General features: G+C 42.9%; 11 protein-coding genes. 6 read left to right on the forward strand and 5 right to left on the reverse strand.

Annotated elements, in window-relative coordinates; translation table 11 throughout:
- Positions 1–150 precede the first annotated feature (150 nt).
- Both MB380_RS21015 and nagB read left to right on the forward strand, forming a co-directional pair.
- On the forward strand, positions 151–1,044 hold the full coding sequence (locus MB380_RS21015) for a PIG-L family deacetylase (protein ID WP_253531422.1): 894 nt from the start codon (positions 151–153) through the stop codon (positions 1,042–1,044).
- 176 nt (positions 1,045–1,220) lie between these two features.
- Positions 1,221–3,143, forward strand: coding sequence for a glucosamine-6-phosphate deaminase (gene nagB, locus MB380_RS21020; RefSeq protein ID WP_253531429.1), 1,923 nt, complete (start codon positions 1,221–1,223; stop codon positions 3,141–3,143).
- An 80-nt stretch (positions 3,144–3,223) separates the two neighbouring features.
- On the opposite strand, the gene MB380_RS21025 is transcribed toward nagB, so the two are convergent.
- From MB380_RS21025 to MB380_RS21035, 3 genes are read right to left on the reverse strand one after another with little or no spacing between them, the layout of a single operon-like run.
- Complete coding sequence (locus tag MB380_RS21025; RefSeq protein WP_101724757.1) at positions 3,224–3,685, reverse strand: protein-disulfide reductase DsbD domain-containing protein; 462 nt, start codon at positions 3,683–3,685, stop codon at positions 3,224–3,226.
- Between the two features lie 14 nt (positions 3,686–3,699).
- Positions 3,700–4,443 carry a 3'-5' exonuclease gene (locus MB380_RS21030; protein ID WP_253531433.1) on the reverse strand — a complete coding sequence of 248 codons (744 nt, stop codon included), beginning with the start codon at positions 4,441–4,443 and terminating at the stop codon, positions 3,700–3,702.
- 38 nt (positions 4,444–4,481) lie between these two features.
- A complete protein-coding gene (locus MB380_RS21035) occupies positions 4,482–5,315 on the reverse strand; it encodes a 1-acyl-sn-glycerol-3-phosphate acyltransferase (protein WP_256504004.1) in 834 nt (277 codons plus the stop codon).
- A 367-nt stretch (positions 5,316–5,682) separates the two neighbouring features.
- Between MB380_RS21035 and MB380_RS21040 the strand changes: the two genes are divergently transcribed.
- The 3 genes from MB380_RS21040 (at position 5,683) to fabD (ending at position 8,990) form a co-directional block, all read left to right on the forward strand.
- Complete coding sequence (locus MB380_RS21040; RefSeq protein WP_253531436.1) at positions 5,683–7,311, forward strand: NADP-dependent glyceraldehyde-3-phosphate dehydrogenase; 1,629 nt, start codon at positions 5,683–5,685, stop codon at positions 7,309–7,311.
- A gap of 196 nt (positions 7,312–7,507) precedes the next feature.
- Positions 7,508–8,056 carry an SPOR domain-containing protein gene (locus MB380_RS21045; RefSeq protein WP_253531439.1) on the forward strand — a complete coding sequence of 183 codons (549 nt, stop codon included), beginning with the start codon at positions 7,508–7,510 and terminating at the stop codon, positions 8,054–8,056.
- A 40-nt stretch (positions 8,057–8,096) separates the two neighbouring features.
- Positions 8,097–8,990 (forward strand): ACP S-malonyltransferase, encoded by an 894-nt coding sequence (gene fabD, locus MB380_RS21050; RefSeq protein ID WP_253531442.1) that lies wholly within the window; start codon positions 8,097–8,099, stop codon positions 8,988–8,990.
- 76 nt (positions 8,991–9,066) lie between these two features.
- Here fabD and MB380_RS21055 read toward each other — a convergent pair whose 3' ends face one another.
- Positions 9,067–9,810 (reverse strand): 1-acyl-sn-glycerol-3-phosphate acyltransferase, encoded by a 744-nt coding sequence (locus MB380_RS21055; protein WP_253531445.1) that lies wholly within the window; start codon positions 9,808–9,810, stop codon positions 9,067–9,069.
- Positions 9,811–9,944: 134 nt separating this feature from the next.
- On the opposite strand from MB380_RS21055, the gene MB380_RS21060 reads away from it, so the two are divergent.
- Positions 9,945–10,925, forward strand: coding sequence for an acyl-ACP desaturase (locus MB380_RS21060; RefSeq protein ID WP_253531448.1), 981 nt, complete (start codon positions 9,945–9,947; stop codon positions 10,923–10,925).
- 59 nt (positions 10,926–10,984) lie between these two features.
- On the opposite strand, the gene MB380_RS21065 is transcribed toward MB380_RS21060, so the two are convergent.
- Positions 10,985–12,022, reverse strand: coding sequence for an energy transducer TonB (locus tag MB380_RS21065; protein WP_253531451.1), 1,038 nt, complete (start codon positions 12,020–12,022; stop codon positions 10,985–10,987).
- Positions 12,023–12,054 lie beyond the last annotated feature (32 nt).

The following is a 12,054-nucleotide window of genomic DNA, read 5'->3' on the forward strand; positions in this document are numbered from 1 at the left end:
TCTGATATTATTGGGTTAAAATTAACTGTTTTTGCAATTTGCAAGGTTCGTTAACGTATTGGTATAAAATAGCCGAAAGAATATTTTTACTCTACATACGTTTTCTGGATAGCAATACCGCAAAAACTTTAAACCTGATTTTATTAACCTATGAAAAACGCCATTCAGACCCAGCTCATTTTCTTTGTGCTTGCTTTTTTAACCTTGAACGCTTTCAGCCAGGGGCCAAAAGTATTGATAGTAACGGCACATCCGGACGACGAAACCATGTTTCCGGTTACGGTTTTCAAAATAACCCATGAAATGAAAGGCACCGCCGACCTGGCATTGATAACCGATGGCTCAGGTGGTTATAACGGGCTGGTGGCATCGAGCTATTATGGCAAAAACATGACCGACTCGGCAACCGGACGCACCTACCTGCCGCTCATCCGGAAAAAAGAACTTATGTGTTCAGGCGAGGTGATGGGCATCCGGAATTTTTATTTCTTCGACCAGATTGATGATTTTTATCAACTGAACCCCGAACCGTTTTTATCGGGCGAGCGCTGGGAGATAGCATTTATTGAAAGAAAACTGGATAAGATTCTGGAACAGGGCCAGTACGATTACATTTTTTGTCTGGTTCCTGATGCGGGCCAGCATGCGCACCACAAATCGGCCACAATTATGGCATTGCGTGCAGCCCAACGCATGAAAGGCGGAAAAAAACCGATTGTTCTGGGTGGCCTGGCAACCACGCGTGACTACACGTTTAAGTTCAGCGGCTTAGATAATTATCCTGAAACAAAGATTCTGGAATCGGCGCCGGTGTTTTATTTTGACAGGGCATACGGCTTTGGTGAAAACAACAAACACAGCTACATGATAGTGGCCGATTGGGTGAAAGCCTGCCATAAGTCGCAAAGCGGAGACATGAACTCGGCCATGCATAAGGGCGAACTGGAAACTTTCTGGTATTTTGCCATTAATAGTGAGCAGAATTTAGAGAAGACCCGCCTGTTTTTTGACCAGCTGAAGAGCAGTGGTTTCCCTACTAAATAAACCAGCTCTATGTTCAGAAAATCAGATTCCTAAATTAAGTGTGTGTTTTACATTTTTAAAAAAATTTAAAAATTAGTTTTTTTGAACAACAAAAAAATACTTTGGTAATAAGAAAAGCCTTAAATTTGCCGAATCTTACTACATGCTATTGCCTCTAATAACAAAACTACATTATAATGGAACAGCAGATTATAACGAATGAACCTATTGCTTACGAGAAGATTCCTACCAAGATTTTTAAAGACTCAAAAGATGCCTCAAAAGCAGTTGCTCAGGAAATTGCTGATTTGATTCGCGAAAAACAAAAACAAGGAAAACCATGTATACTAGGCCTGGCTACGGGTTCATCGCCCAAATCAGTTTACGCAGAGCTGGTACGCATGCACAATGAAGAAGGCCTCAGTTTTAAAAACGTGGTTTCTTTCAACCTTGATGAGTATTACCCAATGGAGCCTGACTCGCTGCAAAGTTATGTTTTGTTTATGAAGGAGCAGCTTTTTGACAGGGTAGATATGCCAAAGGAAAACTATTTTATTCCGGACGGCACCATTCCTGCCAACAGGATAAAAGAATTCTGCGAAGAGTATGAAAGAAAAATAGATGCCATGGGCGGCCTTGACTTTCAGTTGCTGGGTATTGGCGCCAATGGGCATATTGGTTTCAACGAGCCCGGCTCGCTGGTTAATTCAAGAACCCGACTGATGATGCTTGACCACTCTACACGCGTAGCGGCAGCTTCTGACTTCGGTGGCAGTCTGGTGAATGTTCCTAAAAAAGCCATTACGCTGGGTGTTTCAAAAATACTAAATGCCAAAAGAGTAGTTTTGCTGGCATGGGGCGAAAGAAAAGCTCCGGTAATAGCCGAGGCGGTAGAAGGACGCGTAACAGAGTCGGTTCCGGCTTCTTATTTACAAACGCATGCCAACACGCTTTTTGTAATTGACGAAAGAGCGGCTTCTGACCTTACCCGCATGAAAACCCCTTGGTTGGTTGAAGACGTGGAGTGGACCAGCAAAATGGTGAAAAAGGCGGTTACAACGCTTTCACTTTCTTTGAGCAAGCCTATCCTGAAGCTAACCAATAAAGACTATAACGACAACGGTTTGAGCGACCTGTTGGCGCGTCACGGGCAGGCTTATGAGATCAACATTGATGTTTTCAATCAATTACAACATACTATTTCTGGCTGGCCGGGTGGCAAACCTAATGCCGACGACACCAACCGCCCAGAAAGAGCATTGCCTGCAAAAAAACGTGTGATTATTTTCAGCCCTCACCCGGATGACGATATTATTTCAATGGGTGGTACTTTCCAACGCCTGGTTGACCAGGGACACGATGTACACGTGGGGTATCAGACATCGGGCAACATTGCGGTAGCAGATGATGAAGCCATTCGTTTCATTGATTTCGTGGTAGATTTCAACCACAAATTCGGTATTGAAAACAAAGAGACCCGGGCTCTTTTCAGTGAAGCCAAAGAGTTTTTGAAAAACAAAAAAGGCAGCGATATCGACAGCCCGGCTGTAAGATACGTAAAAGGTCTGATTCGCCGCGGAGAGGCCAAAGCTACCTGCCGATTTGTAGGTATACCTGAAGAAAACGTCCATTTTCTTGATATGCCTTTCTATGAAACCGGCCGTATAGAGAAAAAACCATTAGGGCCGGACGATGTAAAGGTGGTGGCCGATTTGATAGAAGAAATAAAACCGCATCAGATATATGCCGCCGGCGACCTGGCCGACCCACATGGCACACACAAAGTTTGTCTGGATGCTATCTTTGCTGCCATTGAAAACATCAAGCATAAAAACTTTATGAAAGACTGCTGGTTGTGGCTGTATCGTGGTGCATGGGCAGAGTGGGATATCCACGAAATTGAAATGGCCGTACCTATGTCGCCAGACCAGGTGTTGCAGAAACGTATGGGTATCTTTAAGCACCAGTCTCAGAAAGACGGCGTGGTGTTTCAGGGTAGCGATGCGCGCGAGTTCTGGCAACGTGCTGAAGAGCGTAACAGAGGTACTGCAGGTTTGTATAACAAGCTCGGCCTGGCAGAATATGAGGCAATGGAAGCTTTTGTACGTTGGAAGTTCTGATAAATTCAACCAGATCTATAAACAAAAAAGCGGTCTGATAACTCAAACCGCTTTTTTGTTGCCTTATGTTCAATAAAACCTTAAATAGTTTTTACCTCAAACTTAAATTTATCTTTGCCGGGTATGCACTTACCATCTTTGTTGGTGCAGGTCTGGCTTTCTATTTTGCCTTCAATCACCGGATTCGCCTTTGTGATTTTCACTTTCTGAATAAATTTGGCTTCATGCTCAAAGTAATGTACTTTGCCTCCCCATATATCGTCATACTTTTCTTTTGGTTTTACTGGCACCAGCTTGCCTACTAATGCGTAAGTGTCATTTTTGGTAAAATTGGCAGTGGTGGGCAGTGGGCCTTCTACTTTCAGTTCAGACGAATACATATACCAGTTGTCATCAATTTTAGCTGTAAAAACCAGATCAATGGTTTCACCTACCTTGGCCGAAGTTTTAGACGGAGTAAACGTCCACTTGGCTGGTTTAAGAATCTGGGCAGATGCTGCCAGAGAAGAAGCAAATAATACGATAAAAAGGATTTTTCTCATGTTGCTATTGATTACTACTTTAATAATACTTCTATATTGTTTTCATTAATTAACGCCCAATCATTCATTTTCATATAAAGCTGGGTTAAAAGAATAACGTCGTCGGCGCAATATCGGGCAATCTTCAATAAATTTTTTTCTTTGTAATAAAGCTCGTTTATCTGGTCGCCGCTTATTCCTGTTTCACCATCCGGAATACCAAAAATTGTGATAAGCAACTCTAATGAAACATAGTGCTTATGGTCTCCGAATTTCCAGAGGTCCAGCGTGTCAATATGCTTTATTTCCCAGGGCTTTTTGCCGGAAATCTGCAATACTGCCGGCAGCGAAATACCATTTACAAGCATCCGGCGACAGATATATGGAAAGTCGAACTCCTTTCCGTTATGCGCACAAAGCAGCAGGTTTTTACCTGCCTTATGTTTTTCAACAATACTCTTAAACTGCTTAAGTATTTCGGCTTCCGACTCCCCGCTTATCATCTTAACGCGAAGCGAAGGCTCAAGGTTCTCATCAAACACAATACCACCTACACCAATGCAGATTATTTTGCCAAATTCTGAATAAATAGATGCGCGGTTTAAATAGAAGAGATGGTCTGGCAATTCTTCCTTTTCTTTGCTTTGCAGATACCCGGCCTTTTTTAGCCAAAGGCTTTTGAGCGGTTCATTTAGCAAATCGAAGTCAGGCTCCTGAGAAACCGTTTCAATATCAATAAAAAGAATGTTCTTAAGACTCTTTACATCGTTTTCAGTCATCAGCCTTGATTAAATAGTTTATAACAAAGTTAGGCAAATCAGACGACAAAATAAACCAACAGCGCCAGTAAAAGCCAGTAAACGGGCATCAGTACGATAAAAATGCCAAGGGCGATAGAGTCAAAAAACACACTGCCCCTGGTAACTTTTCTTGACAAGGTTACGCTAAGCCAGTTGACAGGAAAATTAACCAGCGACCCGATATAATAAAACGGATTTTTAAAGAAACCGGTAGCAGGCAACCCCCTGTTCAGCAGGTCTTTCAGTTTGTCGGTTAAAGAGCGGTTAAACTCTTTCAGAAACAAGCCCTCTGAGGTATCCTGAGGCAGGTCGTTGCGGTAAGTAGGTTCGCCAATCTGTATATTCACTACTTTGCCGAATTTATCAAAATTATTATAGCTGATACCCACCGGCACTATAATTACCTCTATGCCATCGTTCCAGGCTTTTTGCGCCAGGCGACCAGTACCCTTCTTTAAAGGAAGTAGCTCTTTCTGGTGTATGCAAAGGCCCTCTGAGAAAATCAACACTATTTCTCCTTCTCTGAAAAGCTCAATACATTTTCTAAAAGTTTCATCATTTTCTCCCAGATACTCTTTACCCTCAGATAACCGGTACATGGGCATCATAAAAAGGCTGTTCAGCGCTTTTTTTGCCGCCGGTTTTTTAAAAACATCGCCTCGTGCCAATGACCATATCCGGCGATCGAAATGCGTACATAATAATACGGCATCAAGAAAAGAATTGGAATGATTTGACGCCAGCAACACAGCACCCGTTTTAGGGATGTTTTCTAGGCCACTTATATGAATGCGCTTGGTAAAAAATTTTAAAAGAAACCAGACGAAAGGTCTTAAAACGTAATATAGCAAAGTATGATAAGTTTAGGTAGTACAAAAATAACCATGCACCCGGATTCAGCTAATATTTTTTGATTGATGATTAAAAAAAAGGCTCAAAAAGACCAAAAACAATGCTAAATACCGCGGTTTAACCCTCAAAATTCAGAAGAAATACGTTTATCTGCAAATAATTGGGTCAATTAGTATTTGTTTAACATTTTGTTGTAGTTTTTTGCTCAATATATTATAAAAAACTAATTCTCTTTGGTTTTCATACAGGTGTAAGTAATTTGGCACCGTATTTACAACAAAACGCCACCGGAGCTGGTTTAAACAGCGTTTTTCTTATTGCTGTAAGATACGGCTCCATGAATCGTCCTAAGCCAAAGAAACAATTATGAGCAATCTAAAAGAGAAAATCACGGCCATTTTTCCAAGTGCCGACCAAATTCCCGAAGCTTATCAGATTCCGCCCCTGCATCAGCGTGAATACCTGGTAGGAGGAGAAATGCGCCAGTGGAGCGGCGCCACGCAGGACGTCTACTCGCCGGTTTATGTAAAAGATGAAAACGGCAAGTTTGTCAGCAAGCACATAGGCAGTTTCCCGATTACTGATGTACCCCAAGCCATGGAGGCGCTTGATGCCGCCCTGAAAGCCTTTGACAACGGCCGCGGCGAATGGCCCACCATGAGTGTAAGCGAACGCATTGCGTGCATGGAGAACTTCATTAAGAAGATGCTGGAAAAGAAAACAGAGATTGTAAATCTGCTGATGTTTGAGATTGGCAAGTCTCTGGCTGATTCAATTAAAGAATTTGACCGTACTGTAGAATACATATATGATACCATTGACTGCCTGAAAGACATTGACCGTGCGTCGTCGCGCTTTAAGATTGAGCAGGGCATTATCGGGCAAATTCGCCGTTCGCCCTTTGGTGTGGTACTTTGTATGGGGCCATTTAATTATCCCCTTAACGAAACCTATACCACGTTGATACCGGCCATTCTAATGGGTAATACTATTCTTTTCAAGCCACCTAAGCATGGCACGCTTTTGCATTACCCCATGCTTGAGGCCTTTAAAGAGTGTTTCCCGAAAGGGGTTGTCAATACCATATATGGCCGTGGCGCCAATGTGATACCGCCTATTATGCAAAGCGGCAAAATCAATATTCTCACCCTGATTGGGTCTAGTAAAGTAGCCAACGACCTGAAAAAAATGCACCCCAAGCTTAACCGCTTAAGAGCAGTTTTGGGGCTTGATGCCAAAAATGCTGGTATTGTGTTGAAAAATGCTGATGTTGAACTATCAGTGAAAGAGTGTATTCTGGGCTCGTTATCTTTTAACGGGCAACGCTGCACCGCCATCAAGATTATTTGGGTACACCGTTCTATTGCCAAGAAATTCCTGAACAGATTTACCGAAGAACTTGAAAAGCTGAAATACGGTATGCCCTGGGAGGCCGGCGTTAATCTTACTCCGCTGCCGGAGCCTAACAAACCAGCCTACCTGACCGAGTGTATTGAAGATGCCAAAGCACACGGCGCCGAGGTAATGAACGAAGGCGGTGGCACAACGGTGCATTCTTTCTTTTACCCGGCAGTGTTGTATCCGGTAAATGAAAAAATGAAAGTGTACTCAGAAGAGCAGTTCGGGCCGCTGATTCCGATTGTACCATTTGACGACGTAGAAGAGCCTATACAATATCTGCTCAACTCGTCGCACGGGCAGCAGGTAAGTATCTTTGGTACTAACCCTGATCAGATAGCCAATCTGATTGACCCGCTCGTGAACCAGGTAAGCCGCGTGAACATTAACGCCCAATGCCAGAGAGGCCCGGATACCTTCCCGTTCACAGGTAGAAAGGATTCGGCGGAAGGGACACTTTCGGTTGAAGATGCACTGAGAGCTTTTTCAATCAGAACCGTGGTAGCTACCAAAGAAACCCCCGAAAACAAGAAGATTTTCAATGAAATTGTGGAAGAACACAGTTCACATTTTCTTTCAACCAAGTATATTTTCTAAAGAAATGCCCCGTTACGGCGGGGCATTTTTCTCTTTTTATTTCCTGCCTTTGTTTGCCTTAAGCCCCCTGATAAAATATAATCTCTTGAACGCCGTTTCTTCTGTAATCCAAATAAGTTTAACCGGGTTTTAGAATATTTTTATAATTTTGACAAAAATTTCATTAGAAGAAATCCCCAGCAATAACAAAAAACCTATGAAGATTTTAACCAAAATAGTATTTTGTCTTCTTCTGACGGGAGTTTTTTATTCGTGCAAACGATCTTCCATACCTTCAAAGGGTTCGGTAATTGGTGAGTACGACGAAGATTTGTCTTCTGTGCGGCTGAAGTATGAAAAAAAGCCTGATTTTGACAGCCGCGACAATAAGACCGTGCGAGACAACCCCACTACTGCAACTAAAGATGAGATTCCGCTGAATGTTAACAATCAGGTAGATAAGGCTCTTGATGCCATGTCAGACCTGAACAAGAACATCCGTTATTCGGCAGGGTATCGGATACAGGTATATGTAGGCAACGAGCGCAGAGAAGTAGACGAGGCCAAATCATTTATATATTCGAATTTTCCTGACTTAAATACTTATCTTTCATTCAGCCAGCCTACGTATCGGCTTAAAGCAGGTGATTTTCTGAGCCGCATGGAGGCCGAAAAATACTATAACACCATTCGCCAGCGCTATTCGGCAGCCATGATTGTGCCTGAAAGAATAGATGTACGTAAAAGCATGCAGCAGAACCGATAGGCGAGCCTGATTATCTAACAACAAACCATTTTCATTATTTATGACAGCTTACGTTTTCCCCGGGCAGGGGGCTCAGTTCAGTGGCATGGGCAAAGACCTGAACGAGAATTTTCCCCAGGCCAAAACGCTTTTTGACAAAGCCAATGAAATTCTGGGTTTCGATATCACCAAAATTATGTTTGAGGGCACAGATGAAGACCTGAAACAAACAAATGTTACCCAACCTGCTGTCTTTCTTCACTCGGTAATTCTGGCTTTAAATATTCCCGATTTTAAACCTGATATGGTAGCCGGACACTCGCTGGGTGAGTTCTCGGCACTGGTTGCTGCCGGAGCCTTGTCTTTTGAAGACGGCCTGAGACTGGTGGCCCAAAGAGCCACGGCCATGCAACGTGCCTGCGAGCTGAACCCCTCAACTATGGCCGCTATTCTGAACCTGGATGATAAAAAAGTTGAAGATATTTGTGCTGATATATCGGCACGCCGCCCTGAAAACATCGTGGTGGCAGCCAATTATAACTGCCCCGGCCAGCTGGTTATTTCTGGTAGCATTGAGGGCATCAACATAGCCTGCGAAGAACTGAAAGCTGCCGGAGCCAAAAGAGCACTGGTGCTGCAGGTAGGTGGTGCGTTCCACTCGCCACTGATGGAACCCGCACGCGAAGAGCTGGCCAAGGCCATTGAAAATACTACTTTCTCAACGCCAAGCTGCCCGATTTACCAGAACGTAAATGCCCAACCATCAACCGATATTGAAACTATCAAGGCCAATCTGATTGCACAATTAACGGCACCCGTACGCTGGACACAGTCTGTACAGAATATGGTAGCCGATGGCGCCACTAAATTTATTGAATGTGGCCCGGGTAAAGTGTTGCAAGGCCTGGTGAAGAAAATATCACCCGAGGCTGAAACTGCCGGTGCCAGTTTGTAATAAAACTTAAACCCAATTAACGAAGAAGAGACGCAGGCCAAGGCCTGCGTCTCTTCTTCGTTTTATACAATTATTTTTACTTGCCTGCATTTAAAACCTGTGCTATGGCTTCTCTGGCTTGCTCGGCAATTTCGGTGGTGGTTTTGCCTTTGGGTTCTATGGCTTTCAGGGCTGTCCATGATAGCTTTGAAAAAGAGGTGAGCGGAAACATGCCATTGGTAGGGTTGAACCTTCTTGTACCCTGTATGGCTACCGGCACTACCAATGCATTGGGCGCTCTTTTAAGAAGAGCTGATATACCGCCTTCGGCAAAGGGCTTCATTTCGTCTGTTCTAGAGCGGGTGCCTTCCGGAAATATAACAGCAGAAAAATTGTTTTCGTGGATATATTTACTCAATTTCAGAATTTCAGACACCGCCTGCTTGCCATCTTTGCGGTCTATGAGCGCGGCACCGCTTTTTCTGAGGTTATATGATATGCTGGGTATGCCCTTTGCGAGTTCTATTTTTGAAACAAAAATGGGTTGGTGTTTTCTTAAAAACCAGATAATTGCCGGGATATCAAAAGTACTCTGGTGGTTGGCTATAAAAACAATGGGGCGGTCGGTTGGATATGCTTCCTGTTGTTCAAAATGCACCGTAGTGCCGGTAATATAATAACTGGTTGTAAGCATCAGATTGAAGAAATCAACCGACTTCTTGTGCGCCTTTTTGCCGAAAACATTAAAAGCCACAACCTGTACTACATGAAAAATAACTAATAATAGTCCAAAATAGAGCAAATAAATAATACTGAGTATGTAATCAAGAACTTTTTTCATGAAGTTTTTTTTTGTACAAAACTAGTCAGAAAATGGGCTTTTTCATAAATTAAGCCAATATTTTACTGTTTTCAGATAAAATAAACGTACCTTGCGGCGTTTTATAAAATAAAAGAGCTTTAAAAGACATTATCATGGAATTATCCAATTTAAGACTAGAGGTGATGAAATTTGTAGGACAAAAAATTGACTTTTTTGTTGAAGAATTTTTGAAACCCATCGAAACAAATTGGCAACCATCAGACTTTCTCCCAGACGCTACAAAAGAAGATTTTTTTCAGGAAGTAAAGCTTCTGCAAGAGAACGCCAGAGAATTGCCTTACGACTATATAGCTGTATTAATTGGTGACACCATTACAGAAGAAGCCCTGCCCACGTATGAGTCCTGGCTGATTGATGTAGTAGGTGTTGACCAGGTAAACGAACCCAACGGATGGGCCAAATGGGTACGCCACTGGACAGCCGAAGAGAACCGCCACGGAGACCTGCTCAATAAGTTTTTGTATTTGTCGGGTCGTGTAAATATGCGTGCAATGGAAACATCAACGCAATTTCTGATTGCCGATGGTTTTGATATTGGCACCGGCCGTGACCCTTACCGTAACTTTGTGTACACATCGTTTCAGGAGCTGGCCACCAATATTTCGCACCGCCGCACAGCCACCCTGGCCAAGAAATATAACAACAACACGTTGTCTAAAATGTGTGGAGTGATTGCCTCTGACGAGATGCGCCATGCCAAAGCTTACAAAACCTTTATCAGCAATATTTTTGAAGTGGACCCGTCTGAAATGATGCTGGCCTTTGAAGATATGATGAAGAAGAAAATTGTTATGCCTGCCCACTTTTTAAGGGAAACAGGTGTTAAAATCGGCCAGACTTTCTCGCATTTTTCAGATGCAGCGCAACGCTTGGGGGTATATACTACCGTAGACTACATTGAGATTATGGAATCTTTGCTTGATGAATGGAAAATTGCCGGCATAACCAATCTGAATGATGCAGGTGAACGCGCCCGCGATTACCTGATGGCATTACCTGCCAGGTTACGCCGTGTTGCCGAGCGTACGAAAGTACCGAATCTGGAATACGAATTTAGCTGGATTGCTTCTTAAAAGCCATTTTGATTGAAATAACCTGATGAATCCTGTTCTTTTACATAAAGGAGCAGGATTTATTTTTTATCCCCATTGCTATTTGTGCAGAACTTCTCCCATAGCTGCGTGCCTCTGGCTTGTTGCAGGTTTTTTAGTTGCAGCAGGTCTTCGCACATTCTTTTGGTGTCTTTTTTAATTGCATAAGCGCTGGCTCTGCCATAGTACGCATCTACGTTTAAAGGGTTTTTCTCAAGGCTCCAGGTAAAGTTTCTGATGGCCTCGTTATAATTTCGTACAGAGAGATTGTATTTTCCTTCAGACAGAAACTCGTTCGACTCCGCCAAATCTGCCTCTGCTGCATCAGGGTCTGCTGATGAATTTTTCATTGCCTCGCGTTCTGACCAGCCTATATCAAAGCCCATTTTTACTTCTACGTTTACGGGTTTGCCTTCCCAAATGGCGGGTTTCCATTTGCCCTCTGTTTTTTTAATGGCAGCAATCAGTTTATTATTAAACCTTTCGCTGGTACTTCTCAAAATTTCAATGCCTTTTACCTCGCCTTTACTGGTTATAATAAACCGCGTATAAAAATCTGCAGCCCTGTACTCCGGGAAATCAAAATTATCTGAAATATAGGCACTGGCCGACATCTCAGCGTCCATAAAGAATGGCTCCAGGTAGTTGGGTTTCAGCACATAAATGGTATCACCACCACGGGTACGGTACTTTTCGGGCAAATAGCCAATGTTATATAAATGCGCCGGGGTAAAGATAATTTTCAAAGCATTGGCAGACGAGTCGGCAGTAATTTGCTGCAACACCAGTTTGATGTCGCTCAACTGTTCAATTTTATAGAAAGTATCGCCACCGATAATCAGCGTATCATTTTTAATCTTGTAGGACCTGTCGCCGGATCTCCCCTCATAAACCGCCCTTACCGTGCCGTCTGTATTAAAAATATAACGTAACTGTAAATTATTGATAGTTTTATCCAAAATAGGGCTGCCATCTTTTAACCGGATATCTTCTTTTATCCAGTCGCCCACTACACTGCTCATTAATTGCTGAGCCAATGCCCCTGTTGAAACACAAATCAAAAACAACGTCTTAAACATATTCCTATTCAATATTTGTGTACGAAGTTAAT

This window comes from Emticicia sp. 21SJ11W-3 (genome assembly GCF_024138715.1).
GTDB lineage: Bacteria > Bacteroidota > Bacteroidia > Cytophagales > Spirosomataceae > Emticicia > Emticicia fluvialis.